Raw genomic sequence first — 25,706 nt, 5'->3', positions numbered from 1 at the left:
GCGCGCAGCCGCCCGGCCGGTAGGGTGCGCGGCCGTGACCGACGCCGACTTCCTCGCCGAGACCCGCGCCTCCTACGACACGATGGCCGCCGAGTACACCACCCGCAACCGTGGTGAGCTGGCCGCCCGCCCGGTCGAGCGGGCCATGCTCGCCGCGTTCGCCGAGACCGTGCTGACCGGCGGGGGCGGGCCGGTGCTGGAGGTCGGCTGCGGCCCCGGGCGGATCACCGGTCACCTGCGCGACCTCGGACTGGCCGTCACCGGGCTCGACCTGTCCCCGGGCATGCTGGCGCAGGGCCGGCTGGCCCATCCCGACCTGCGCTTCGTCGAGGCGTCCATGCTGGACCTGCCGGTGGCCGACGGCGTGCTGGCCGGGCTGGTCGCCTGGTACAGCGTCATCCACGTGCCCGACGAGTGGCTGCCCCGGGTGTTCGCCGAGTTCCACCGGGTCCTCGCCCCCGGCGGGCACGCCCTGCTCGCCTTCCAGGTCGGCGACGAGACGGTCCGCTACACCGAGGCGTGGGGCCACCCGGTGGCGCTGGCCTTCCGTCGCCGCCGCCCGGACCACGTGGCCGCGCTGCTGAGCGCCGCCGGACTGCCCGAGCAGGCCCGGATGTGCCGGGCGCCGCAGGAGTTCGCCGGTGCCATGGAACGCACCCCGCAGGCCAGCCTGCTGGTTCGTCGGGACGACGACCGGGCGTGACCGGGCCGCCACGGCACCTCGTATCCTGTTGCGCGGATCTGGCCCACCCGTACGAGGAGGTTGGTGTGAGCAGTCGGACCGAGACGCTGGAGTTCCAGGCGGAGACACGCCAGCTGCTGCAACTGATGGTGCATTCCATCTACTCGCACAAGGACGTCTTCCTGCGCGAGCTGATCTCCAACGCCTCCGACGCGTTGGACAAGCTCCGGCTGGAGTCGCTGGTCGACTCCGACCTCGACGTCGACACCTCTGACCTGCACATCGAGTTGGTCGCCGACCCGCAGGCCCGGACCCTGACGGTGCGGGACAACGGCATCGGCATGTCCCGCGAGGACGTCGTCTCGCTGATCGGCACCATCGCCCGCTCCGGCACCGCCGAGCTGTTGCGCAAGCTCAAGGAGTCGAAGGAGACCGCCGGCGGTGAGCTGATCGGCCAGTTCGGTGTCGGGTTCTACTCGACGTTCATGGTCGCCGACCGGGTCACCCTGCTGACCCGGCGGGCCGGGCAGGCCGAGGGCACCCGCTGGGAGTCCAGCGGCGAGGGCACGTACGTGGTGGAGACCGTCGACGACGCCCCGCAGGGCACCTCGGTCACCGTGCACCTCAAGCCCGCCGACGACGAGGACAACCTGCACGACTACGCCGACCTCGCCACGGTCCGGCAGATCGTCAAGCGGTACTCGGACTTCATCGCCTGGCCGATCCGCACCACCGTGCCGGGCGTCGACGGCGGCGAACCCACCGAGGAGACCCTCAACTCCCGCAAGGCGCTCTGGGCGCGACCGCGCGACGAGGTCGCCGAGGAGGAGTACCGGGACTTCTACCGGCACGTCAGCCACGACTGGACCGACCCGCTGGAGACCATCCACATGCGCGGGGAGGGCACCTTCGAGTACGAGGCGCTGCTGTTCCTGCCCGCGCACGCGCCGTACGACCTGTACCAGGCCGACGGCCGGCGCGGGGTGCAGCTGTACGTCAAGCGGGTGTTCGTGATGGACGACTGCGCCGCGCTGATGCCGAACTACCTGCGCTTCGTCAAGGGCGTGGTGGACGCCCACGACCTGTCGCTGAACATCTCCCGGGAGATCCTGCAGCAGGACCGGCAGATCCAGATCGTCCGCCGCCGGCTGGTCCGCAAGGTGCTCGCCACGGTCAAGGACATGCGCACCGGCAACCCGGAGAAGTTCGCCACCTTCTGGGGCGAGTTCGGCCGGGTGGTCAAGGAGGGTCTGCTGGAGGACCCGGACAACACCGAGACCATCCTCGAACTGCTGTCGGTGGCCTCGACCCACCACGACACCGAGCCCACCACGCTGGGCGGGTACGTGGAGCGGATGAAGGACGGCCAGACCGAGATCTACTACGCCACCGGCGAGAACCGCACCATGCTGGAGAACTCGCCGCACCTGGAGGCGTTCCGGGCCAAGGGTTTCGAGGTGCTGCTGCTCACCGACCCGGTCGACGAGGTGTGGGTGGAGCGGGTCGGCCAGTTCGACGGCAAGCCGCTGCGCTCCATCGCCAAGGGTCAGGTCGACCTGGAGACCGAGCAGGAACGCAAGGACACCGAGGTCGCCCGGGAGCAACAGAACAAGGAGTACGCCGAGCTGCTCACCTTCCTCGGCGGGGCGCTCGCCGACACGGTCAAGGAGGTCCGGCTCTCCTCCCGGCTGACCACCTCGCCCGCGTGCATCGTCGGCGACGCGCACGACATCACCCCGACCCTGGAGAAGATGTACCGGGCGATGGGGCAGGAACTGCCGCCGGTCAAGCGCATCCTCGAACTCAACCCGACCCACCCGCTGGTCACCGGCCTGCGCGTCGCCCACCAGCGGGGCGACGACAGCGCGGGGCTGACCGAGACCGCCGAGTTGCTCTACGGCACGGCGCTGCTCGCCGAGGGTGGCGACCTGGCCGACCCGGCCCGGTTCGCCCGGCTGCTCGCCGACCGGCTGGCCCGTACCCTCTGATCCGCCTCCGCTCCCGGCCGGGTCGACGCCCGGCCGGGAGCGGCGGGGCCTCGGTGGCCGTCCCCGGGTGACCGGGCCCGGGTGGGCCGGCGCTGACCCGGCGGTCGGTCGCCGTACCGGATAGGGTTACCCCAGGTGTGCCGGGAAGTCTGGTCGGCGGTGGATGACGCGATCCCTGCCGACGAGGAGTTTCCGTGACCAACGCCACCCGGCGACGCTCCAGCCTGTTCGCCCGCCGCTCCTGGGGCGAGACCAGCCGGATCTCGGCCATCCTCCGCCGGGAGACCGTCGGCGGGGCGCTGCTGCTCGGCGGGGCGCTCATCGCCCTGGTCTGGTCGAATTCCCCCTGGTCGGGCGCGTACCAGACGCTGCGGGACAGCACCGTCGGCCCGGCCGCGCTGCACCTCGACCTGAGCGTGGCGACCTGGGCCGCCGACGGTCTGCTCGCGGTGTTCTTCTTCGTCGCCGGCCTGGAACTCAAACGCGAGTTCGTCGCCGGTGACCTGCGCGACCCCCGGCGGGCGGCGGTGCCGGTGGCGGCGGCCGTCGGTGGGGTGATCGTGCCCGCCGTCCTGTACGCCCTGATCGCCGCCGGAGCGGGCGACGGCGCGGGCCGGGGCTGGGCCATCCCGACCGCCACCGACATCGCGTTCGCCCTGGCGGTGCTCGCGGTGGTGGGCCGTTTCCTGCCGTCGGCCCTGCGGACCTTCCTGCTCACCCTGGCGGTGGTCGACGACCTGCTCGCCATCACGATCATCGCGGTCTTCTACACCTCGGACCTGTCCGTCGCCCCGCTGCTGGGTGCGCTGCTGCCGCTCGCCGCGTTCGGGCTGCTGGTGCAGCGCCGGGTCCGCTCGTGGTGGCTGCTGCTGCCGTTGGCCGCCCTCACCTGGGTGCTGGTGCACGAATCGGGGGTGCACGCCACCGTGGCCGGCGTCCTGCTCGCCTTCACCGTGCCGGTGCTGCGCAGCGCCGCGGCCGGCGGCCCGGACGCCGGACCCGGCCTGGCCGAGCACTTCGAGCACCGGATACGGCCGATCTCCGCCGGCATCGCCGTGCCGGTCTTCGCGTTCCTCTCCGCCGGGGTCACCGTGGGAGGGCTCGCCGGGCTGGCCACCGCGTTGACCGACCGGGTCGCGGTGGGTATCGCCGTCGGCCTGGTCGTCGGCAAGCCGATCGGCATCCTGACCGCCACCTGGCTGGCGTCCCGGTTCACCCGGGCCGACCCCGACGAGGGCCTCAACTGGCTCGACGCGCTCGGGCTCGCGTTGCTGGGCGGGATCGGCTTCACCGTCTCGCTGCTGATCGGGGAGCTGGCCTTCGGGCTGGGCAGCGCCCGCGACGACCACGCCAAGGTGGCGGTGCTCGCCGGTTCGCTGGTGTCGGCCCTGCTGGCCAGCGTCATCCTGCGGGCCCGTAGCCGGGTCTACCGGCGGGTGCACGAGGCCGAGAGCGTCGACCTGGACCGCGACGGCGTACCGGACGTCTTCCAGCCGGAGCCGCCCCGACCCGCCGACGGACCGTCCGTCCCGAGGTGACCGCCGGCCCGGTGGTCAGGGCCCGACCGGGTACGCCCGGGTGTCGCCGTCCGCGACGCTCGCCCAGACCTGCTGCCCGGGGCGCAGCCGCAGGCCGGTGGCGGCGGCGGGGGTGAGGTCGGCGACGGTGTCGAGCACCCCGGTGAGCTGCACCCGCAGGTGGTCGCCGTGCCGGTGCACCCCGGTGACGGTCGCCGACCAGCCGGGTCGGGTGGTGTCGTCGGGGCGGTGCGGGTGCAGGCGCACGGCGGTGGGTGCGAAGACCACGAAGGCGTCGCCGTCGAGGCGGTCGGCGGTCGGCACCGCGAGCCCGTCGGCGAGCCGGACCCGCCGCCCGTCGGCCCGGCCCCGGTGCAGGTTCAGACCGACCAGCCGGGCCACGTAGTCGGTGCGCGGCCGGCCGGTGACCGAGGCCGGGTCGCCCTCCTGGACCACCCGGCCGTCCTCGACGACGACCAGTCGGTCGGCCAGCGCCAGCGCGTCCAGCGGGTCGTGGGTGACCAGCACGGCCGCCCCGGCGTGGTCGGTGAGGTGGCGGTGCAGTTGGGCGCGGGTGTCCAGCCGGGTCCGGGCGTCGAGCGCGGCCAGCGGCTCGTCGAGCAGCAGCAGGGCCGGGTGGACGGCGAGCGCGCGGGCCAGCGCCACCCGCTGGGCCTGCCCGCCGGAGAGCTGCCGGGGCCGCCGTCCGGCGTATCCGGCCAGGCCGACCCGGTCCAGCCACCGGTCGGCCCGTTCCCGGGCGGCCCGCCGGGGCAGGCCCTGCCGGCGCGGGCCGAAGGCCACGTTGTCCCGGGCGGTCAGGTGCGGGAAGAGCAGGTAGTCCTGGAACACCACGCCGACCGGTCGCCGCTCGGGTCGCACGAACGTCCGCCCGTCCGGGCGGTCCAGCTCCACCCCGTCGAGGCGTAGCCACCCGGCGTCGAGCGGCTGCAGCCCGGCCAGGGCGCGCAGCGCGGTGGTCTTGCCGGCGCCGTTCGGGCCGAGCAGCGCGACCACCTCCCCGGCGGCGACGTGCAGCCGGACGTCCAGCCGGAACCCGGCCCGGTCGACGACCAGGTGCCCGTCGAGCAGCGGCGGTGTCACGGGCCGCCGATCCACCGGTCGCGCAGCCCGGCGAGGATCACCACCGAGACGGTGAGCAGCACCAGGCTGAGCACCACGGCGGCCTCCAGGTCGGTCTCCAGGGCCAGGTAGACGGCGAGCGGCATGGTCTGGGTACGGCCCGGGTAGTTGCCGGCGAAGGTGATGGTCGCGCCGAACTCGCCGAGCGCGCGGGCCCAGCACAGCACCGCCCCGGCGGCGACGCCCGGGGCGACCAGCGGCAGGGTGACCCGGGTGAAGGTGGTCCACCGGCTCGCGCCCAGGGTGGCGGCGGCCTCCTCGTAGCGGTGGTCGACGCCGCGCAGCGCCCCCTCCACCGCGATGATCAGGAACGGCATCGCCACGAACGCCTCGGCGAGCACCACGCCGGTGGTGGTGAACGGCAGCGTGACGCCGAAGGTGGCGTCCAGCCAGCCGCCGACCGGCCCGCGCCGGCCGAAGACCAGCAGCAGCGCCACGCCGCCGACCACCGGCGGCAGCACCAGCGGCACGGTGACCAGCGCCCGGACCAGCCGCCGGCCGGGGAACTCCACCCGGGCCAGCAGCCAGGCCAGGGGTACGCCCAGCGCCAGGCAGAGCAGCGTGGCGAGGGTGGCGCACTGCACCGACAGCCGTAGCGCGGTGAGCACCCCGGGTGCGGTGAGGCGCGGTCCCAGCGACGTCCACGGGGTGCGCAACAGCAGGCCGCCCAGCGGCAGCACCAGGAACAGCAACCCCAGGGCGGCCGGTACGAGCAGCGCGACCGGCGCCCGTTGACCGGTGCCGCGTCGGCGGGTGGACGCGGTCACGGGCCTGCCGGCGGCTGGAATCCGGCGTCGGTGAGGACGGCCCGGCCGGGTGCGGAACGGACCAGCGCGACGAAGGCGCGGGCGGCGGTGGGGTTCGGCGCGTCGGTGAGCACCACGATCGGGTAGTCGTTGCCGGCACGGGCGGACTCGGGGAACTCGACGCCGTCGACCTCCCGGTCGGCCGCGCGGGCGTCGGTGCGGTAGACCAGCGCCGCGTCGACCTCGCCGAGTTTCACCTTGGCCAGTGCTCCCTTGACGTCCTGTTCGAGGGTGACCGGGGTGACCCGTACGCCGGCCGCGTCCAGGGCGGTGGTGGCCGCCGCCCCGCACGGCACCTGGGCGGCGCACAGCGCGACCTTCAACCCCGGCCGGGTCAGGTCGGCCAGGCCGGTGAGGCGCTGCGGGTTGCCCTGCGGCACGGCGATGACGAGCTGGTTGCGGGCGAAGACGGTGGGGGCGTCGGCGGCGTGCCCGGCGTCGGTGACGGTGGCCATGTTCCCAGGGGCGGCCGAGGCGAACACGTCGGCGGGCGCACCCTGGGTGATCTGGGTGGCCAGGGCGGAGCTGCCGGCGAAGTTGAAGGTGACCGTCGTGCCGGGGTGCTCGGCCTCGAACCGCCGGCCAAGGGTGGTGAACGACTCGGTCAGCGACGCGGCGGCGAAGACGGTCAACGTGCCGCGCGGTCCACCGTCGGCGGCCGGGGCGGTGGTTCCGGCCGCGCATCCGGCCAGGGCGAGGACTGCCGCGACGAGGGGGAGGACGACGGCGCGCCGGTGGCCGCCCGGCGGGTCGGCGGTAGGGGCGGGCGGTCCGCCGACGGGTCGGGTCACGGGTCGGTCCTCGTCCTGGTGGGGCCGGTGGGCGCGGGCCGCTCCACCACGACGGTGGTCGACTTGATGACGGCGACGGCCACCGAGCCGACCCGCAGGTCCAGTTCGTCGACGGCCTCGCGGCTCATCAGGGAGACGATCCGGAACGGCCCGGCCTGGATGTCGACCTGGGCCATCACGGTGTCCCGGACGACGGCGGTGACGATCCCGCGCAGCCGGTTGCGGGCCGAGGAGAACTCGGCGCCCTCGTCGGGGGCGGCGGACTGGGCGCGAACGAAGCCGGCCAGGTCCACGCCGTCGACGAGCCGGTGGCCGTGGGTGTCCCGCCGGGCGGGCAGCCGGCCGGCGTCCACCCAGCGCCGCACGGTGTCGGCGCTGACTCCGAGCAACTCGGCGGCCTCGCTGATCCGGAACACGCTCACCCGGTCACTCTAGCGACCCGCACCTGCCTAGTGAAAGGAGGTTCTGCCATCGCAGAAGCGAGCGTTGCTGCTTCCTCCAGCTCGCAGTCGCGGGTATTCGTGAGGGCCGGCCGACGTCGGTCCGGGCCGCAGTCGGAGTGGCGGGCGTCGGTCTGGCCGGCGTCGGGTCGGCGGGTGGAGCCGGGCCGGCCCCCGGGCGACCGGGGGAAGGCGGGTGGGGCGGACACGCCGACGGCCGGCCGTCGCGGGTGGCGACGACCGGCCGCTGCCGGCGGTGCGAGGGTCAGCTCAGGGTGAGCGCGGTGTCGTCCACCACGAAGGACGTCTGGAGGCTGCTGTCCTCCACCCCGCTGAACGAGATGGTGACGGTGCTGCCCGCCAGCGCGGACACGTCGAAGCTGCGCTGCACGTAGCCGCTGGCGGCGTTGACGTTGGAGTACGTCGCCAGGGTGGTGCTGCCGGCCTTGACGGTCAGCTTGTCGTACGCCGTGCTGCCCGACTCGGCCGTGTCGATGTGCAGCCAGAAGGACAGGGTGGCCCGGCAGCCGGCCGGGATGGTCACCGACTGGGTGACGGTGTCGGTGTGGGTCGAGCCGTACCCGTTGAGCCACGCCTTGTACGAGCCACCGTGCGCGGCCTGGCTGGCCGACGAGGTGATCACGCCCGAGGTGGCGGTCCAGCCGGTGCCGCCGGACTCGAAGCCGGGGTTGGTCAGCTTCTGGCCCGAGCAGCCGCCCGAGGTCGGGGTGGGCGTCGGGGTGGAGGTCGCCGTCGGGGTGGGCGTCGGGGTGCCGCCGGTGCAGGTCGGGTCGGCGGACTGCGCCGGCACGCTCACCGCGTCCCAGGCGGCCTTGACCGTGTTGAACTCGGTGCAGCTGCCCGGGTAGAGGGTCTTGGCGGCCTGCAACGTCCAGGTGCGGTACTTCAGGTACGACGAGGTGGTCGTCTTGAGCAGCATCGCGTTGTACATGATCTTGATGGCCTTCTGGATGCCGAGGCCGGTCACCGTGCTGCTGTTGCAGGTGGGGCTGGTCGGCTGCCCGTTGGTCGGGTTGCTGCCCATGGCCAGCAGGTAGAACCAGTGGTTGCCCGGACCGGCCGCCGCGTGCACCTCCTGGCTCGGGATGCTGCTGGAGTAGCAGTTCGCGTCGCCGAGCGCGGACGGGTTGTACATGTTGCGGATCGGGCCGCTGCCGACCAGGTTGATCTTCTCGCCGACGAGGAAGTCCGGCGCGTCGTAGGTGGACGGCTCGTTGGCGAACCACTCGGTGGCCGCGCCGAAGGTGTCGGCGACGAACTCCTGGGTGTTGCCCCGGGAGATGCCGCCGGGGGTGGTGTCGTCGATGCCGTGGCCGATCTCGTGGGCCACCACGTCGAGCGAGCCGATCCACTGCCCGGCGGTGTTCTTGCCGATCTGCACCTGCGAGCCGTCGTAGTAGGCGTTCTGGTCGTTGAGCCCGACGCGGATGGGCCACGCGCCACCGCTGCCGTTCGCGCCGTTGCGGCCCAACCACTGCGACAGCATCTTGTGCTCGGTCTGCGCCGAGAACAGGGCGTCGACGCAGCCGGTCTCCTTGTTGGTGCCGGTGCCGTTGCCCCAGACGTCGTCCGATCCGGAGAAGGTGGTGTTGTTCGCGGCGTCCTGGCAGCTCAGGTTGGTGGTGCTCGGGTCCTTCAGCGAGTAGGTGCTGCCCGACTGGGTGGTGTTCAGGGTGACCGGGCCGTTCCACGCGCCGGTGCCGGTGCCCCGCACCACGTGCTCCCGGGTGTCCAGCACCGCGCCGGTGGCGGCGTCCACGTCGACGGTCAGCCGGCTGGGGCCGTCCGCGCCGGTGCCGGTGACGGTGGTCTCCCAGGCCAGCGCGGGTCGGGTGCCGAGGGTGTGCACGACCAGCGTGGTGCCCTCGACGCCGCTGACCGTGCGCAGTCGGGCGCGGGCGGTCCGCTCGGCGGCGGCGGCGGTGAGCTTCGGGGTGATGGACAGGTTCCCGATGCTCTGCTGCTGGGCGACGGAGGCGTAGGTGACCTCGCCGGTGGCGGTGGTCGCCAGGACGAAGTCCCCGCCGACCACGCGCAGGCCCTTGTAGGTGCGTTCGTAGGGGACGTACTGGATGCCTTCGGAGGCGATGACCGGCCGCTGCACGAACGCGTCGTCGGCGCTGGCGTGCAGGTAGGCGGGACGGCTGGCGACCAGTGAGCTGGCCGCGCCGACGGCGGCGGCCCGGGCCTGGGCCGGGTCGGGGGCGGGGTGGGACGGCGCGGCCTGGACCGCCGCGGCGGTGCCCGCGGCGATCAGGCCGGCCGCGACCGCGCCGGAGAGCGCGACGAGGCGGGGTGAGAGCGTCAAGGGGATGCTCCTGTTCTCGGACGGCGTCGCGGTGCCCGGTGGGGTCGCGCGCCGATGCTGCGTGAGGCGTGGCCGCGACGGGTGGTCTCCGGGCTGCCGGCGGGCCCGGTGGGGGTGACTGTCCGTCGCGTGTCGCCGGGGGTTGGCGACTGCTGGAGGCACGATCACACGGGCAGGCACTCATATCAATGGGTTGACCCGGGCAACCATGCCTCCGGGCTGCCGAAACCCCTGTTGCCAGGTGGTGAACGACCCTCCGCCACCCCGGTCTGAACAGGTCATCCCCGTCGATCCCGGTCCCGCCGAGCGCCCCAGTTGCGGGTTTTCGCCGGAACGCGCGCCGGATGCGCATACACGCGCCGACCAGCGCTACGACGCCCTCGCCGGGGTCCGTCGTACCCGGCCCGGCGGGGCCCGTGCCCGGCTCGCGGGTGCGAACCGGACGGGCGTCGGTCGCCTACCATTCCGGCTGTGCCGGACATCGACGGATCCCTCGCCGCCGGGCAGGTCTGGCGGGGGCAGGGCGACTGGTCGCAGGCCGCCCGACGGGCCAAGCGACGGATCACCACCGGGCGGCGGGCGGTCGCCGCGCTGACCGCCGCCGCTGCCGTCGCCGGCACCGCGGCGGCCCGGCTGGCCCCGTCCGCGCCCACCGCCGGCCGGGTGCTGGCGTTCGTCGCCGCCGTGTCGCTGCTGCTGGTGCCGGTGCTCGGCCGCCGCGCCTCCCGCGACGCGGTGGCCGTCTGGACCCGGCTCCGGGCGGTCTCCGAGGCGTCCAAGGCGGAGCTGTACCGCTACCTCGCCCGGGTCGCCCCCTACGCCGGCGCCGACGCCGACGCCGTCCTGCTGCACCGCTACGGACTGCTCGTGGACGACGTCGGCGATCTGGTCGGGTACACCCTCGACGGCACCCCGGCCGACCGTCCGCTGCCCCCGGTCACCGGCCTGCCGAGCTACCTGACCGAACGGGTGCAGCGACAGGTCGACGGCTACTACCTGCCGGCGGCCCGGCAGGCCGCCCGCGCCGCCGCCCGGATCGGCCGGGCGGCGACCGCGTTGACCGTCCTGGCCGCCCTGCTCTCCGCCGTCGTCGGGGTGTTCGGCGACGCGCTCGGCCTGACCGCGTGGGTGCCGGTGGTCGCGGCGGTCACGACCGCGCTGATCGGCTACGGCACGGCCGAACGCTACGAACAACAGCACCTGGAGTACGCCCGGACGGCCGACCAGCTCACCCGGCTGCGACTGACCCGGGCCGCCGGGGCGGGCTGGACCGACGACGAGGCGTTCGTCACCGAGGCCGAGCGGATCATCGCCCAGTCCAACGCGGCGTGGATGGCCAAGATGATCGAGGATGATGGCGCTGCGCAGCAGTGACATGACGGGCTGTGGCGGATAGCATCATCGACATCCGTGATTGGTCGTCGACGTGGGCGGACAGCCGTCCACCTCCGACACAAGATGGGGGCCCGACGTGGACCGCACCCAACGCCCGTCCGATCCGTTCCCGACGCCGATGAGCGACGTGCGACGCACCCCGCTCGGTCAGATCCCGGTCGAGCGGGCCGTCGCCGTCGCCCGCATCGACGACCGCCGGGCCACCCACCCGACCCGGGTCGATGTCGCGTCCTTCAGCTCACACGTCTGACCCGGCCACCACGCCCCGCGTCCCGGTCACCCCGCTGCGCCAGTACGTCCTCAAGCTGACCAGCCGGTGTGACCTGGCGTGCGACCACTGCTACGTCTACGAACACCCCGACCAGTCGTGGCGTCGTCAACCCCGGCTGATGACGCCCGACACGGTCGAGGCCACCGCACGGCGGATCGCCGAACACGCCACCACCCACCGGCTCACCGCGGTCCGGGTGGTCCTGCACGGCGGGGAACCCCTGCTGGCCGGCGCGGCCCGGCTCGCCACCACCGCCACCACCCTGCGTCGGGCGATCGACCCGGTGACCCGGCTCGACCTGCGGATGCAGACCAACGGCGTGCTGCTCACCCCCGAGATCGCCGACGTCCTCGTCGCCCACGACGTCAGGGTGGGCGTCTCGCTGGACGGTGACCGGTCGGCCAACGACCGGCACCGCCGGTACGCCAACGGCGCGAGCAGCCACGACCAGGTGCGCCGGGCACTGGACCTGCTGCGTCGCCCCGCCTACCGCAGCTCCTACGCCGGGCTGCTGTGCACCGTCGACCTGGCCAACGACCCGCTGCGGGTCTACCAGGCGCTGCTCGCCGAGGAACCGCCCCGGATCGACTTCCTGCTGCCGCACGCCAACTGGGACCGGCCACCCGCCCGCCCCGACGGGGCCACCACCCCGTACGCGGACTGGCTGCTGACCATCCACCGGCGCTGGCTGGCCGACGGGCGGCCGGTGCCGATCCGGCTGCTGGAGTCCCTGCTGGCCACGGCCACCGGCGGCAGCACCGGCACCGAGGCGGTCGGGCTCGCCCCGGCGGACCTGGTCGTGGTGGAGACCGACGGCAGCTTCGAGCAGGTCGACTCGCTCAAGTCCGCCTTCCACGGCGCCGCCGCCACCGGCCTGGACGTGTTCCGGCATGCCGTCGACGAGGCGGCGGCCCATCCGGGCATCGCCGTGCGGCAGACCGGCCTGGCCGGCCTGTGCGCCACCTGCCGCTCCTGCCCGCTGGTACGCCGCTGCGGCGGGGGCCTGTTCGCCCACCGCTACCGCTCGGGCACCGGTTTCGACAACCCGTCGGCGTACTGCGCCGACCTGGCCGCGTTGATTCGGGCCACCGCCGTCCCCGCCGGGTCGCCGCAGCAGCCGCCGGTCGACACGTTGCCCCCCGCCGTCCTGGCCGACCTCGGCTCGGGCCGGGGCGGCCCGGGTTCGGTGGGTCAGCTCGCCGCCGTCCACCACGGCATCGCCCGCGCGTTGACGGTCGCCCTCAGCCCCGCCGCCACCGCCGACCCGGTCGCGGCGGCCGGCTGGCACCTCCTGGTGGCGCTGGACGTGTCCGCGCCCGACGCCGTCGACCACGTGCTCACCCACCCGTTCGTCAGGCGGTGGGCGCAGCGGTGCCGGGCCGGGGCGACCGGCGACCTGCCCCACCTCGCCGCCGTCGCCGCCGCGGCGGCGGTCCGGGCCGGCGTGGACGCCGAACTCGTGCTGCCGGTGCGGGCCGGCGCGGTGCACCTGCCGACCCTCGGCGCGATCATGGTGGACACCGACGCCGCGTCGGTGCCCGTCACGATCTCCGCCGGCGGCGTCGCGCTGCGGGCCGGCCGGCGACGCGTGCGGGTCCGGCCGGCCGTCGGACCCCACCCGGACCGGTGGCGGCCCACCCGGGCGGCCCACACCGGCGACGGGACCGTCCTGCTGGAGGACACCGACCCGTTCCGCGACTGCTTCGACCTGCCGGTGGCGGCCCGGCTCACCCCGGCGGTCGCCGACCGCTGGACGCGGCAGGTGCGTCGGGCGGTCGACCGCCTCGACACTGAGGCGCGCGGATACGCCCCCGGGGTACGCACCCTCCTGCGCACCGTGGTGCCGCTGCGGCCGGACCCGTCCGGCCGCTCCCGCAGCGCCGCCGCCCGGTCCGCGTTCGGCGCGGTCGCCGTCACCCCCGTCGCCGACGACGCCGCGCTGGCGGTGCTGCTCGTGCACGAGGTGCAACACCTCAAACTGGACGCCGTGCTCGACGTCTGCGAACTGTTCGACCCCGCCGACGCGCGAAGGCTGCGGGTGCCCTGGCGCGACGACCCCAGGCCGGTGGAAGGCGCGCTGCACGGCGTCTACGCCCACCTCGCCGTCGCCGACGTGTGGCGGCACCGCCCGGGAGCCGAGGCGGCGGCACACCACCGGCGCTACCGGGAATGGACCGACACGACGGTCGACGCACTGCTCGACCTCGGCAGCCTCACCGCCGACGGCGAGCGGTTCGTCCGGCGGATGCGCGCCACCCTGGACGGCTGGCGGTGAACGACAGGGCCACCCTCGCCGCCGACCTGCGGACGCTCGGACTACCCACCGGCGCGACCGTCCTGGTGCACTGCGCGCTGTCCCGGGTCCGGCCCGAGCCGGCCGGGCCGGCCACCCTCCTCGCCGCGCTGCGCGACACCCTCGGTGACCACGGCACGGTGGTCGTGCCGACGCAGACCGCCGGCAACTCGGTGACCTCACCGGCGTTCCGCGCCGCCACGGCGGGGATGACCCCGACCCAGGCCGCCGCCGTCGAGGCGACCATCGCGCCGTTCGACCCGGCGCACAGCCCGGCCCAGGGGATGGGGGCGTTCGCCGAACACGTCCGCCGGCAGGCCGACGCCCGGCGCAGCGCCCACCCGCAGACCTCCTTCGCCGCTCTCGGCCCGGCCGCCGCCACCCTGACCGCCCGGCACGACCTGGACTGCCACCTCGGCGACCGGTCCCCCCTGGGCGCGCTGTACGCCGCCGACGCCCTGGTCCTGCTGCTCGGCGTCGACTGGTCGGTGTGCACCGCGTTCCACCTCGCCGAGTACCGGTGCGCCCGGCCCGCACCGCACCGGGCGTACCGCTGCTACCTGCGTGACCCGCAGGGCCGCCGGGTCCGCCGGGACTTCCGCGCCCCGCACCTGGACGACGGCGACTTCCCGCGGATCGGGGCGGCCGTGGTGGCCGCCGGGGCGGTCCGCTCCGGGCCGGTGGGTGCCGCCGACGGTCACCGTGTACGGCTGCGCCGCGCGGTCGACCTCGCCCGGGGGTGGATGGATGCGCACCGACTGGCTTGAACGGGACAGCGCAGGGTTGGCAGCTGTCGATACTGTGGTCGGCCGGGAGCGGCGACGCCGGGCGGGAGCGGTAGGTGGTGGAGGAACAGTTCCGGGAGGACGAGAGCGCCCCCGTGTTCTTCCTCAGCTACGCCCGTACCCGCACCCGACCGCGGGCGGTCGCGCCCCCGCGGGACAACAACAAGAAGGTCTCCCAGCTCTTCGTCGACCTCTCCGACCACGTCGTCGAACTGCTCGGCCTCGGCCCGGGCCGCATGGCCGGCTTCATGGACCAGATGCTCGACGGAGGGCAGCTGTGGACCGACGATCTCGCCTTCGCCGCCGGCCACTGCCAGGTCTTCATCCCGCTCGTCTCGCCGCAGTACCTGCGCAGCCAGTGGTGCGCCCGGGAGTGGGACGCGTTCACCAGGCGGCGGGCCGTACCCCGCCCGGACGCCGAGCCGTCGGTGGGGGAGACGCCGGTGATCCCGGTCAACTGGTCGGTGGTGGACCGTCGACGGGTGCCCGAGGTCGTGTCGCGGCGACAGATGTTCACCCCCACCCGGTTACCCCCGGACATCGCCCCGCAGTACCACGAGGAGGGCATCTACGGCCTGCTCAGCCTCGGCAGCAACGGCAAGGACGCCTACGACGCGGTGGTCTGGCGGCTGGCCCAGCGGATCGCCCGCGCGTACCGCACGCACTGGGTCGAGCCGGCGGTCACGACCGACCTGCGGCAGCTGCGCGACCGGTTCGAGGAGGACGGGCATGACCTGGTCTGACCCCTCCCCGGCCGGGGTCCCCGGGCAGGAGACCTACTTCTTCCTCAGTTACGCGCACTCCGTCCCGCTGTCCGACGCCGCCCGGCCGGACACCGACTACTGGGTCGGCAAGTTCTTCCAGGACCTCGCCAGGTCGGTCCGGGAGCATCCCCGGCGCACCGTCGAGATCGAGGCGGGCTTCTTCGACGGCCAGGTCGTCCCCGGCGCCGACCTGCGCCGCACCCTCACCGATGCGTTGAGCCTCGCGCACGTGTTCGTGCCGCTCTACTCGCCGAACTACTTCCGCAACGCCTGGGCGCTGGGCGAACGCGACTCGTTCCGCAGCCGGCTGGCCCGGCTGCCGGCGGGACACGCCGACCGGCACGTGCTGCCGGTGCTGTGGATGCCGCTGCCGTCCTGGGAGGACCGCCCCGAGATCGTCCAGGCGCTGTCGGTGACCGACCACCCCGACGACCGCGCCGACTACGCCGACAACGGGCTGCGCGCGCTGTGCAAGCTCAGCGCCTACGGCCCGCAGTACCGGCGGCTACGCGACGCGCTGGCCGACCGGATCGTCACGGTGACCGAGCAGCAACCGCTCGCCCGCTCCCGGGCGGCGGCCCTGACCAGCCGGCCGGTCCCCGACGGTCCGGGCGCCGCGCTGGTCGTCACCACCCTCGCCGCCGACCGGGCCCGCTGGCGACCCTACGGCGACCAGCACCAGTTGGCGGTCGCCGACTACGTGGCCGCGACCGCCGAGCGGCTCGGTCTGCCCACCCGGGTGGTCGGGCTGGCCGAGGCCCGCGACCGGGCCCCGCACAGCCCGGCGGTGGTGCTGGTGGACGCCGGGGTCGGGGTCGAGGCCGCCCGCGCCGCGCTCGACGGGCTGCCGCAGTGGGTGGTCCCGCTCGTCATCGCCGCCGACCATGCGCGTGGCGAGCCGACACCCGAGGAGATCGCCGGTACCTTGCAGGACGCCCGGTTTCCCCGGGTGTTGCCGGTGCGCACCATCGACGAGTTCGAGCGCTGCGCGCCGCTGCTGGTCACCGAGGCGCGCAAACAGTTCCTCCGGCACGGGCCGGTCGATCCGCCGGAAGGCCCGCACGATCCGAAGCCGAGCCTGGGGCCGGTCGGACCGTTCGACGTACGGCGAGGGAAGGCAGAACGATGACTCCACCCCGCGACGGCCAGGTCGTCACCTTCTACTCGTACAAGGGTGGCACCGGTCGCACCATGGCGCTGGCGAACACCGCCTGGATCCTCGCCGCGAACGGCCACCGGGTGCTCGTCGCCGACTGGGACCTGGAATCCCCCGGCCTGCACCGGTTCTTCGCGCCGTTCCTCGACCCGGACCAGGTCGCCTCCACCGGCGGCGTGATGGACCTGATCCTGGAGTACGAGTGGGAGAACGCCCGCCGCCGGCAGGCCGGCGACGACTCCCGCCCCGGCGACTGGCACCGCCAGTACGCCCGGGTCCACAAGTACGCCTTCTCGGTGAGCTGGGAGTTCCCCGGCGGCGGCACCCTGGACCTGCTGCTCGCCGGCCGGCACAACCCCGACTACGCCACCAGCGTCACCGGGTTGAACTGGGACAACTTCTACAACCGGCTCGGCGGCGCGCAGTTCTTCGACGCGCTGCGGGCGGACATGAAGCGGCACTACGACTACACCCTGATCGACAGCCGCACCGGCATCAGCGACGTCGCCGAGATCTGCACCATCCACCTGCCCGACGTGCTGGTCGACTGCTTCACCCTCAGCGACCAGGGCATCGACGGGGCCGCCTCGGTCGCCACCCGGGTCCGCGGCTACGAGGGACGCCGCGCCCGCCGGGTGCTGCCGGTGCCGATGCGGGTCGACGAGGGGGAGAAGACCAAGACCGACGCCGGCCGGGCGTTGGCCATGCAACGCTTCACCGGGCTGCCCAGCGGCATGACCGAGCTGGAACGGCAGGACTACTGGCTCTCCGTCGAGGTCCCCTACCGGGCCTACTACGCCTACGAGGAGACCCTGGCGACGTTCGGCGACGTGCCGGGCAGCCGGGGGCTGCTGTCGGCGTACGAGGCGCTGACCCGGCACATCACCAACGGCACGGTCGCCGGGCTGCCCCGGATGGACGAGGGGCTGCGCCGGCAGACCTTCCAACGCTTCGAACGCAAACCGGTGATCGTCGACGAGTTGATCGTGCTGCGGTACGTGCCGGAGGACCAGGCGTGGGCGGAGTGGGTGCAGTCCGCGCTGCACGCCGCCGACCTGCGGGTGCTGGCCACCCCGCTGGGTGCCCCGGCGGCGGTGCCGGCCGGTACGGCCTCCCGCGAGCTGCACCTGGTGTCCCGCTCCTACCTGGCCGCCCGCCGGGCCCTCGGCGGTGCCACGGGCGTCCCGGCGCTCGCGCTGCACCTGGACGACACCACCCCGTCGGTGGACACTCCGCCGGGCAGTTGGGCGACCGTCTACGAGCGGGGTGCCGCGGCCGCCGCCGAGCAGGTGTGGGAGCTGGTCGGCCGGCCCACCGACGGGCGGGACCGGCCGGTGCCGGCGACCCGCTACCCGGGCGTCGAACCGCTCGTCTTCTACGCCCCGGCGCGCAACGTGCGGTTCACCGGCCGGGACCGGCTGCTGTTGACCCTCCGGGAGGAGCTGAGGACGGCGGCCCGGGAACGGGTCCCGGTGGCGCTGCGCGGCGGGGCCGGCATCGGCAAGACCCAGCTCGCCACCGAGTACGCCTACCGCTTCCACGGCGCGTACGACGTGATCTGGTGGGTGGAAGCCGACCCGGTGCAGTTCATCGACGTCCGCTTCGCCGACCTGGGCCGCCGGCTCAACCTGCCCGATCTGCAGAGCGTGCCGGACAACGCCCGGGCGGTGCGGGACTGGTTCAGCCACGGTGGCGGCCGGGGCGCCGACGAGCCGCCGCTGCGCTGGCTGATCGTCTTCGACAACGTCGACCAGTACGAGCACGTCCGGGACTACCTCCCCCAGGGCGAGGGGCACGTACTGGTCACCACCCGCAACCCGGACTGGGGTGACCTGGCCCGCGCGGTCGACGTGGACGCCTTCCAGCGCGGCGAGAGCGTCAGCCACCTGATCGGTCGGACCAGCCGCCGGGGCATGACCGTGGCCGAGGCCCAGCAGGTCGCCGAGGCGGTGGAGGACGTGCCGATCCTGGTGGCGCTGGCCGGCGCGTGGCTGGCGGAGAGCCCCGACTCGGTCGCCACGTACCTGGCCGGGTTGGCCCGTACCGGCCCGGACAGCGACGTGTGGGGCCGCTCCCTGGCCGGCCTGCGGCAGCAGTCCCCGGGCGCCTACCGGCTGCTGCAGCTCGGTTCGGTGCTCGCCCCCGACATCGCCCTCGACCTGCTCTACGGCGACCAGGTGGCGAAGGTCATCGCCCCGCACGACGAGCTGGTCGCCGCGCAGGTCGCCGACCGGGTCTCCGAGCGGGACATCGCCGCCGCGCTGGTCCAGCGGATCAACCGGCTCGCCCTGATCAAGGTGGACCTGCACGCCCAGCGGGTGCAGATCCACCGGCTGCTGCAGGCGGCGTTGCGGTCCCGGATGTCCGAGCAGGAACTGGCCGAGGTCAAGCACGACGTGCACCGCATCCTCGCCGGTTCCCGCCCCTCCGGCGAGGTGGACGACCCGGCCTTCCAGTCCGGCTACCGGCACCTGTGGCCGCACCTGGACGGGTCCGAGGCGGTGTCCTGCCACGACGACACGGTCCGGCAGTTGGTCATCGACCGGGTCCGGTACATCTTCCTCAACGGCGGTTTCGAACAGGGCGCACAGTACGCCCAGGACGCGGACAAGACCTGGACGACGATGCTGGAGGGGCTGTCCCCGGAGACCGGCGCCCACCGGTCGCTGCGCGTGCAACTGCTCAACCTGCGCTTCAACCGGGCCAACCTGCTGCGCAGCCTCGGCCAGTTCGACCAGGCCCTGACCCTCGACGAGGAGACCCTACGCCAGCAGGAGGAGCTGATCGGCGAGAGCCACCCGTACACCCTGATGACCGCCGGCGGGTACGCGGCGGACCTGCGGGCCCTCGGCCGCTACCAGAAGGCTCTGCAGCAGGATCTGCGAACCTACGAGGCGTCTGTGGAGGTGTTCGGGGAGGACCACCGGCGCACCCTGAACGCGGCCAACAACCTGGCCGCTTCCTACCGGCTCTCCGGCGACTTCGCCCGCGCGCTCGACATCGACCAGACGACCTACCGCAGACTGCGGGTCGTGCTCGGCCCGGAGCATCCCCGCACCCTGCTCTCGGCCAACAACTACGCGCGTGACCTGCGGGAGACCGGGGACTACCGCGCCTCGGTGGCGTTGCTGGGGGAGGTGGTCGAGGCGTACCGCCGCGTTTTCGGCGAGGATTTCCGCCCCGTGCTCACCGCGCAGGCGAACCTGGCGACGTCGCTGCGCAGCACCGGCCGGATCGCCGAGGCGGGCCGGCTGCTCGACGACGCCTACACCCGGCTGCGCTCCACCGTCGGGCCGACCAACCCGGACACGTTGCTGTGCCGGTTGAGCCGCACGGCCAACCTGATGCTCCAGGGACAGGGAGCGCAGGCCCGCTCGGAGTTGGAGGAGGTGCAGCAGACCCTCACCCGGGTGTTCGGGCCACGGCACCCCTACACGCTGGTGTGTGAACTCAACCGGGGGGTGGCCCTGTGGGACGCGGGGGCGCAGGAGGAGGCGTACGCGTTCACCGTGGCCGCCGCCGACGGGCTGCGGGAGGTGCTCGGACCCGAGCATCCGTTCAGCATGGGCGCGGACAACAACGCCGCCGTCTTCACCCTCCTCACCGGGCAGGCCGAGGAGGGACTCACCCGGTTGCAGGCCGTGGTGGCCCGGCTGACCGCGGTGCTGGGGGCCGACCACCCGGACACGCTACGCAGCCTCGGCAACGTGGAGACGGCCCGGCAGGCGGCCAGCGGGGGAGTGGTCAGCATCGGGCGGATGCGGCTGGCGGACCGGCTCGCCGACCGGATCGGGCAGGAACACCCGAGCGTGGTGGTGCTGCGCGACGGGCGGTACGTGCGGCGGGTCCTCGACCCGCATCCCTACTGACCGGGCTGGGCGCCGATGAGCACGTCAGAGCTCACCGGCGTCCCCGCTTCGCTCAGCCAGCGCAGGATGCGGGGCAGTTGTTGCATGGCGTCGAAATGGGCCGCGCCCGGCTGCACCTCGATCTCGGCGCCCGGAATCCGCTCGGCCAACCAGCGGCCGTGGCTGGCCGGGGCGAAGGTGTCCTCCGCGCCGTGCCACAGCCGCACCGGGGTGGCCCTGGTGTCGATCGCGTCGAGGTCGAACTTCCAGTTCCGACGCAACGCCAGCACGTCGTCGATCCAGCCGTACGGGCCGGTGCGCAACGCCTCCTGGTAGGTGTCGAAGATGATGCCGCGCAGCGCCGCGTCGTTGATCGCCCGGCGGTCGGGGAGACCCATCTGCGTCATCAGGTCCCGCAGCAGGAACCGGGGGTCCTCGGCGGCTCGGGCGGCCCGCTGCCGGATCTCCTCCACCACGGCGTCGGTGTCCGGTCGTTCGGCTCCGAAACCCCGTTGGTTGTCGGTGTTCATGCCGTCGAACCAGTCCAGGCCGGTGGCGTCCGAGGGGGCGAGGCTGACCAGCACCGCGACCCGGCTCACCCGCCCGTGCAGGCGTTCGTCGGCGGCGCAGGCCAGCGCGTGCGGTCCGCCACCGGAGCGGCCGGCGACCGCGAACCGGTCCAGGCCGAGCTGGTCGGCGATGGCCTCCACGTCCCGCGCGGCGTCGGCCACGTCCCGACCCTCGAACCGCTCGGAGTCGCCGTAACCGGGGCGGTCGTAGGCGATCAACCGGATGCCCATCCGGTAGAGCACGATGCCCCGGGGTTTCGGCCCCCGACGACTGCCGGGCGTGCCGTGCATCAGGAAGACGGGGAACCCGTCGGGAGCACCGGTCTCCTCGTACGCCACCCGCTTGTTGTCCGCGCGGTGGGCGTATCGCGGCCCAGGCTCACCTTCTCGGGTCACTACAGCCTGCCTTCCGGTGCCACTACCAGCAAATACTCGCAACCCGCATCGAGCGAAAACGATGTTTTCGTCGCCCCCGTTCAGCCTTTGAGCCTAACGGTCGGGCCCGCCACACCGCTATGGCGAGCCCGAACAACGGGCCGGATCTGTCGGAAACGACACCTGTCGGCCCGTCCGTTCGGAACGTCCGGACGAGTGGGCGGCGGCGTTCAGCAGGCCAGGGGTCGGATATCCGACGGCGCGTCGACCAGCGCGGCGCGCGGATCGGCATAGCGCCACTCCACCCGGTACTGCGCCCGCAACCGGGGCCGCGACACCACCCACTCGTACGCTATCCGCCCCTGCCGTTCCCGACCGTCCGGGCGCACCTCGGCGCTGCTCTCCGCGGTGAACGAGGTCTCGTTGCCCCAGACGGTGGGACCCGTCTCGGCCGGGAAGTCGAGCCGGATCACCAGGTTGCGGGTGGGCAGCCGGATGTCGCGTTGCAGCCAGTCGCCGAACTTCCACGCCGGCACCCGGTAGGAGTAGTCCACCACGGTGCGCTGGCCGGGATAGAGCGGCATCGGGGTGCCCCCGCCGTCGAGCAACAGCACGATCTTGAGGAAGGCGTCCCGGCTGCGCCCGACCCGCCACCGCATCGGCTCCGGTTGGTCGACGCCGATGGTCGCCCGGAAGTCGACCTCGTCGATGGTGAGCGGATGGCGACCGTGGAAGGCCGTCGACCGGGCCGGATCCTCGGGGAACCGGTCGATGTCGATCTGCACCGTGTGCCTGGTGATCGGCTCGGTGCCCACGCTGTGCAGCACCCGCCGGAACCGGCACTCGTACACCCCGTCGACGAGGGAGAGGCTGGCCTGCTCGTCCTCGATCACCAGATGCGACCCGGCCGGGGGCGGAACCGCGGTCGGGCCGAGCGGGGAGCGGCGGCCCCCGGCGCCACGGCTGTCGGCGAAGGCGACGTACTGCTGCCAGATCCGGTTGCCGCTGTCCAACACCAGCTCGACCCGCCGGGCGAACTCCTCGGTGGGTTGGTGCCGGCCGTTCTCGATGTGGCTGACGTACGACGGATCAAAACCGGTGCGTTCGGCCAGTTCCTTCTTGGACATGCCCCGCTGGTGACGCCAGTGGGTCAGTTCCCGCACGAAATCCGCCGCCGCATCGTCCTGTGTGGAGCTGCCCATGCCCCCGTCCTCGCTGTCGGGCCTCAAGTCTGTCCCACCCGTGGCGTCCGCGCCAGGGGTCCCCCCACCCGACTCCGCCCGGCGGCCCGCGCCCCGACCCGCCGGAGCCGCACCACGACGGCCGTCGGCGCAGGCGGCAGGATGACCGGTATGGACACCACCGTGCACCGCTACCTCGCGGACCTGGTCGGCACCGCCCGGGACGTGCTCGGGTCGGATCTGGTGGGCGCCTACGCCGCCGGATCGGTGGCGCTGGACGCGTACCAGCCGGGCCGCAGCGACGTGGACGTGGCGCTGGTCTGCCGGGACGCGCTACCCCGACCGACCCGGCGGGAACTGGTCACCCGGCTGCGGCACAAGGCACTGCCCTGCCCGGCACGCGGCCTCGAACTGGTCGTCTACACCCGTGCGGTGGCTGCCTCCGGCACCGGCGAACCGGGCTTCGAGGTGGAACTCAACACCGGGGCGGCGATGCCGTTGCGGGCCACCCTCGACCCGTCCGAACGGCCCGCCGCCGACGGCCGGTTCTGGTACGGCCTGGACCGCAGCATCCTGCACCAGCGGGGCCACCTGCTGACCGGCCCGCCGGCCGGTCAGGTCTTCGCCGACCTGTCCCCGGACGACCTGCGCACGCTGATGGTGGCGGCGCTACGCTGGTGGCTGGCCCGGCCCGTCCCACCCGGGGACGCCCCCGCCCCCGGCATGGAGGACGCGGTGCTGAACGCCTGCCGCGCGCTGGTCCGCCTCCGTGACGGCGACTGGCTGTCCAAGGTCGCCGCCGGCCGCCGGGCGATCGCCCTCGGCCACGACCCCGAACTGGTGCGTCGCTGCGTCGAGGCCCGTGCCGGCGGCCCGCCGCCGACCGCCGCCGCGGCCCGCGCCTTCCAACAGCGGGTGCTCGACGAGATCACCGCCGGCTGACCGCGCGACGCCGCCGGGCCGGCCGTCGGTGCCGCTCCGCCCTCCCACCGTGACCAGCCGCAGGGTTCGCACAGCCCGCGTTACCAGCCGGCCGGATCGTGTCGCCGTAGGCAGGCCGGGGACGGTCCCTGACGGACCGCCCCCGGCCGGGTCAGCGCCGCAACAGGGCGAAGACACCCCAGCCCAGGTACTCCCGCCGGTACCGGACGTACCGCAGCGGGTCCTCGGTCAGCTCCCGCCGGAACGCCCCGGCGAGCGCGTCGTCGGGATGCGCGTCCAGCCACTGGCGCAGGGTCAGCCAGTGCGCTGCGGCGTACCGGTCCCAACTGTCCTGGTCGGCGAGGACCATCTCGACCACGTCCCAGCCGTGCCCCTGCATGCGGCCGATCAGCCCGGGAAGATCGTCGAAGTCGTCCCGCACGGTGGCGTGGCACGCGGCGACGGTCTCCTGGTCCGGCGGCTCCCGCCGCCAGTACGGCTCCCCGACCAGCAGCATCCCGCCCGGACGCAGCGCCCGTGCCAGCAGGTCGATGGTGCCGGTGACACCCCCGCCGATCCAGGTCGCACCGATACAGGCGGCCACGTCGACCGGTACCGGATGGAGGTACCCGGCGGCGTCGTCGTGGACGAAACGGACCCGGTCGGCCACGCCGAGTGCTTCCGCCCGACGCCGGGCGGCGGCGGTGAACGCGGTGCTGATGTCGACACCGGTGCCCCGGACCCCGTGCGCGCGGGCCCAGGTACAGAGCAGCTCACCCTTGCCGCTGCACAGGTCGAGCAGGGTGTCGTCGGGACGCAGCCGGATCACCCGGCCCAGGGTGGCCAGCTTGTCGGCGTCGAACGGGTTGAGGATGCGAAGGTCGCCTTCGCGGATGACGAAACTACGGTCGAGATCCATGTCGATGACTCCGGAGGTGCGTGGACGGACGCGGAAAGCGGACGGTCGGCACACGGAGCACGGGCACGGGACACACCTCGTTCGCTGGTCGTGGAGACGGGGCCGTCAGGCTACGTCCCCACCGGCCCGGGGCACAGCGAATTCGCCCCGGGCCGGACCGCACGTCAGACGTTGGTCGGCACCCTGCCGGCGGGCGGTTCGGTGGCCGCCTCGACCGGTGGATCGGTGGCGGGGCGGGCCGCCACCGTCGGGTACTCGGCGGTCTCCCCGCCGCCGGCGGCAGCCGCCATCACGGCGGCGGCGGCCAGGTCGGCGACCCGCTTCGCCTCCCGCTGCACGCGGGCCCGGACGTCCTTGGCGTGCCGCTCCACACTCTCGGCGGCCTGCCGGGCCTCCTCCAACCGTCGGTTCTCGGCGGTCAGGTCGCGACGCACCTCCTCCAACCGCTGCCGGGAACGCGCCAACTCCCGCTCGGTGGTGTCACCCTCCTGCTGGATCTCGGCCAACTGCGCCCGGGCCGTCTCCAGCTCACCCTGCACCTCGGCGAGGGCCTTCTGCCGGTCGCCGATCTCCCGCTGCACCGTGGCGAGCTGCTCCTGGTGGCTGCTGGTCTGCTCGTCGGCCCGCTGGCGGACCTCGGTGGCGTACTGCTGCGCCTCGGCGATCAACGCGGCGATCTGCTGCTCGGCGGCGCTGTGCTGGTTGGTCAGTTCCCGTTCCGCCGCCGCCCGCTGCTCGGCCAGTTCCTGCTCGGCCGCGGCCCGCCGCTCGCCGACCTCCCGCTCCACCGTGGCCTGCCACTGGGCCAGCTCCTGCTGGCTCTGCGTCCGGGCCGCCTGGATCTCCTGCTGGATCTGGGTACGGGCCGCCTTGGTCAACGCCTCCGCGGCGGCCCTGGTCTGGGTGATCTGCTTCGCGGTCTGCTCGCTGATCCGCTTGGCCTCCTGCTGGGCCCGCTCGTGGGCGGACTCCCCCTCGGCCCGCAGCTTCTCGGCCCGTTCCCGGATCTCGGCCAGCTCGGCGTCGGCCGCCGTCCGCCGTTCCTCGTACGCCTTCTCCTGCTCGTCGCGGCGGGCGACCAGTTCCTCGTCCAGGTCCCGCAGCGCCTGGGCGGTCCGCTCCCGGGCCTCGAGCAGCGTCTTCTCCGCCTCACCCTGGAGCTGGTTCGCCCGCTGGGTGGCCGTGTCGGTGATCACCGCAGCCTGCTTCTCGGCCAGGGCGAGGATCTGGTCCACCATCGGCCCGAGATCACGGAAGGACGCCCGGTCCACCTGGACGGGACGCTGGCGCAACTCGGTCAGCTCCGCCTGCAACCGCTGGATGTGCGCGGTCAGGCCCTGGATCTGGCCGGCCGCCTGGACCCGCTCGGCGGTCAACGTCGACAGTGCGCCGTCCATCTGCTCGACGTACCGGTCCACCTGCCGCTTGTCGTAGCCCCGCAGCGCGAGTTCGAAGCTCGGCCGTGCCGACCCGTCGTCACGCGACGCGTACGATTCCTCCCCGGTGGACATATGGCGCCAGCCTCCGTACTCC

At 73.6% G+C, this 25,706-nt stretch carries 20 protein-coding genes; 11 read left to right on the top strand and 9 right to left on the bottom strand.

Translation table 11 applies throughout. From position 1 onward, the window contains the following. The first annotated feature begins 34 nt into the window (after positions 1–34). The 3 genes from ACN268_RS06550 (at position 35) to nhaA (ending at position 4,208) form a co-directional block, all read left to right on the top strand. Complete coding sequence (locus ACN268_RS06550) at positions 35–703, top strand: class I SAM-dependent DNA methyltransferase (RefSeq protein WP_421482239.1); 669 nt, start codon at positions 35–37, stop codon at positions 701–703. A gap of 65 nt (positions 704–768) precedes the next feature. Beyond that, positions 769–2,670 carry a molecular chaperone HtpG gene (gene htpG / locus ACN268_RS06545; protein WP_421482238.1) on the top strand — a complete coding sequence of 634 codons (1,902 nt, stop codon included), beginning with the start codon at positions 769–771 and terminating at the stop codon, positions 2,668–2,670. Between the two features lie 194 nt (positions 2,671–2,864). Further along, positions 2,865–4,208, top strand: a complete 1,344-nt coding sequence (gene nhaA, locus ACN268_RS06540; RefSeq protein WP_421482237.1) for a Na+/H+ antiporter NhaA — start codon at positions 2,865–2,867, stop codon at positions 4,206–4,208. Positions 4,209–4,223: 15 nt separating this feature from the next. Here nhaA and ACN268_RS06535 read toward each other — a convergent pair whose 3' ends face one another. The 5 genes from ACN268_RS06535 to ACN268_RS06515 all read right to left on the bottom strand — a co-directional run bounded on the left by ACN268_RS06535 (position 4,224) and on the right by ACN268_RS06515 (position 9,696). Continuing rightward, on the bottom strand, positions 4,224–5,291 hold the full coding sequence (locus ACN268_RS06535; RefSeq protein WP_421482236.1) for an ABC transporter ATP-binding protein: 1,068 nt from the start codon (positions 5,289–5,291) through the stop codon (positions 4,224–4,226). Next, positions 5,288–6,118 carry a molybdate ABC transporter permease subunit gene (modB, locus tag ACN268_RS06530; RefSeq protein WP_421486824.1) on the bottom strand — a complete coding sequence of 277 codons (831 nt, stop codon included), beginning with the start codon at positions 6,116–6,118 and terminating at the stop codon, positions 5,288–5,290. The genes ACN268_RS06535 and modB overlap by 4 nt, the downstream gene beginning before the upstream one ends. Further along, the gene (gene modA, locus ACN268_RS06525; RefSeq protein ID WP_421486823.1) at positions 6,094–6,828 is read right to left on the bottom strand and encodes a molybdate ABC transporter substrate-binding protein; all 735 of its coding nucleotides are present in this window, start codon (positions 6,826–6,828) and stop codon (positions 6,094–6,096) included. Before modA ends, modB begins: the two co-directional genes overlap by 25 nt. A gap of 95 nt (positions 6,829–6,923) precedes the next feature. After that, positions 6,924–7,349, bottom strand: coding sequence for a TOBE domain-containing protein (locus ACN268_RS06520; RefSeq protein ID WP_420117035.1), 426 nt, complete (start codon positions 7,347–7,349; stop codon positions 6,924–6,926). Between the two features lie 283 nt (positions 7,350–7,632). Then, positions 7,633–9,696, bottom strand: a complete 2,064-nt coding sequence (locus tag ACN268_RS06515) for a M4 family metallopeptidase (RefSeq protein WP_421482235.1) — start codon at positions 9,694–9,696, stop codon at positions 7,633–7,635. 471 nt (positions 9,697–10,167) lie between these two features. Here ACN268_RS06515 and ACN268_RS06510 point away from each other — a divergent pair, with 471 nt between their 5' ends. The 7 genes from ACN268_RS06510 to fxsT all read left to right on the top strand — a co-directional run bounded on the left by ACN268_RS06510 (position 10,168) and on the right by fxsT (position 20,229). Then, on the top strand, positions 10,168–11,070 hold the full coding sequence (locus ACN268_RS06510; protein WP_421482234.1) for a DUF4231 domain-containing protein: 903 nt from the start codon (positions 10,168–10,170) through the stop codon (positions 11,068–11,070). 139 nt (positions 11,071–11,209) lie between these two features. After that, positions 11,210–11,341, top strand: a complete 132-nt coding sequence (locus ACN268_RS06505; protein ID WP_269757004.1) for a hypothetical protein — start codon at positions 11,210–11,212, stop codon at positions 11,339–11,341. Further along, a complete protein-coding gene (locus tag ACN268_RS06500; protein ID WP_421482233.1) occupies positions 11,313–13,637 on the top strand; it encodes an FxsB family cyclophane-forming radical SAM/SPASM peptide maturase in 2,325 nt (774 codons plus the stop codon). The genes ACN268_RS06505 and ACN268_RS06500 overlap by 29 nt, the downstream gene beginning before the upstream one ends. Next, positions 13,634–14,422 carry an aminoglycoside N(3)-acetyltransferase gene (locus ACN268_RS06495; RefSeq protein WP_421482232.1) on the top strand — a complete coding sequence of 263 codons (789 nt, stop codon included), beginning with the start codon at positions 13,634–13,636 and terminating at the stop codon, positions 14,420–14,422. Before ACN268_RS06500 ends, ACN268_RS06495 begins: the two co-directional genes overlap by 4 nt. Positions 14,423–14,496: 74 nt before the next feature. Then, on the top strand, positions 14,497–15,183 hold the full coding sequence (locus ACN268_RS06490; protein WP_421482230.1) for a TIR-like protein FxsC: 687 nt from the start codon (positions 14,497–14,499) through the stop codon (positions 15,181–15,183). Next, complete coding sequence (locus ACN268_RS06485) at positions 15,170–16,333, top strand: TIR-like protein FxsC (protein WP_421482229.1); 1,164 nt, start codon at positions 15,170–15,172, stop codon at positions 16,331–16,333. Before ACN268_RS06490 ends, ACN268_RS06485 begins: the two co-directional genes overlap by 14 nt. Further along, positions 16,330–20,229 carry an FxSxx-COOH system tetratricopeptide repeat protein gene (gene fxsT / locus ACN268_RS06480; RefSeq protein WP_421482228.1) on the top strand — a complete coding sequence of 1,300 codons (3,900 nt, stop codon included), beginning with the start codon at positions 16,330–16,332 and terminating at the stop codon, positions 20,227–20,229. Before ACN268_RS06485 ends, fxsT begins: the two co-directional genes overlap by 4 nt. Here the strand turns inward: fxsT and ACN268_RS06475 are convergent. Beyond that, a complete protein-coding gene (locus tag ACN268_RS06475) occupies positions 20,223–21,173 on the bottom strand; it encodes an alpha/beta fold hydrolase (protein ID WP_421482227.1) in 951 nt (316 codons plus the stop codon). The genes fxsT and ACN268_RS06475 overlap by 7 nt on opposite strands. Positions 21,174–21,382: 209 nt before the next feature. Next, on the bottom strand, positions 21,383–22,354 hold the full coding sequence (locus ACN268_RS06470) for a helix-turn-helix domain-containing protein (RefSeq protein WP_421482226.1): 972 nt from the start codon (positions 22,352–22,354) through the stop codon (positions 21,383–21,385). A 150-nt stretch (positions 22,355–22,504) separates the two neighbouring features. Here ACN268_RS06470 and ACN268_RS06465 point away from each other — a divergent pair, with 150 nt between their 5' ends. Next, positions 22,505–23,275: a nucleotidyltransferase domain-containing protein gene (locus tag ACN268_RS06465; RefSeq protein ID WP_421482225.1), complete on the top strand. Its 771-nt coding sequence runs from the start codon at positions 22,505–22,507 to the stop codon at positions 23,273–23,275. Positions 23,276–23,426: 151 nt separating this feature from the next. Here the strand turns inward: ACN268_RS06465 and ACN268_RS06460 are convergent, their stop codons facing one another. Both ACN268_RS06460 and ACN268_RS06455 read right to left on the bottom strand, forming a co-directional pair. Then, positions 23,427–24,173: an SAM-dependent methyltransferase gene (locus ACN268_RS06460; RefSeq protein WP_421482224.1), complete on the bottom strand. Its 747-nt coding sequence runs from the start codon at positions 24,171–24,173 to the stop codon at positions 23,427–23,429. Between the two features lie 164 nt (positions 24,174–24,337). Further along, positions 24,338–25,684 carry a DivIVA domain-containing protein gene (locus ACN268_RS06455; RefSeq protein ID WP_421482222.1) on the bottom strand — a complete coding sequence of 449 codons (1,347 nt, stop codon included), beginning with the start codon at positions 25,682–25,684 and terminating at the stop codon, positions 24,338–24,340. Positions 25,685–25,706 lie beyond the last annotated feature (22 nt).

It is taken from the genome of Micromonospora sp. WMMD735, from assembly GCF_049178995.1.
Taxonomy (GTDB): Bacteria; Actinomycetota; Actinomycetes; order Mycobacteriales; family Micromonosporaceae; genus Micromonospora; species Micromonospora wenchangensis.
This window is presented reverse-complemented; position numbering and strand designations above follow the sequence as displayed.

Excerpts from the sequence above, each read along its gene's own strand:
- ACN268_RS06470 (WP_421482226.1), bottom strand. The coding sequence starts at position 22,354 with ATGGGCAGCTCCACACAGGACGATGCGGCGGCGGATTTCGTGCGGGAA.
- ACN268_RS06485 (WP_421482229.1), top strand. The coding sequence starts at position 15,170 with ATGACCTGGTCTGACCCCTCCCCGGCCGGGGTCCCCGGGCAGGAGACC.
- fxsT (WP_421482228.1), top strand. The coding sequence starts at position 16,330 with ATGACTCCACCCCGCGACGGCCAGGTCGTCACCTTCTACTCGTACAAG.
- ACN268_RS06455 (WP_421482222.1), bottom strand. The coding sequence starts at position 25,684 with ATGTCCACCGGGGAGGAATCGTACGCGTCGCGTGACGACGGGTCGGCA.
- ACN268_RS06465 (WP_421482225.1), top strand. The coding sequence starts at position 22,505 with ATGGACACCACCGTGCACCGCTACCTCGCGGACCTGGTCGGCACCGCC.
- ACN268_RS06505 (WP_269757004.1), top strand. The coding sequence starts at position 11,210 with ATGAGCGACGTGCGACGCACCCCGCTCGGTCAGATCCCGGTCGAGCGG.
- ACN268_RS06500 (WP_421482233.1), top strand. The coding sequence starts at position 11,313 with ATGTCGCGTCCTTCAGCTCACACGTCTGACCCGGCCACCACGCCCCGC.
- ACN268_RS06460 (WP_421482224.1), bottom strand. The coding sequence starts at position 24,173 with ATGGATCTCGACCGTAGTTTCGTCATCCGCGAAGGCGACCTTCGCATC.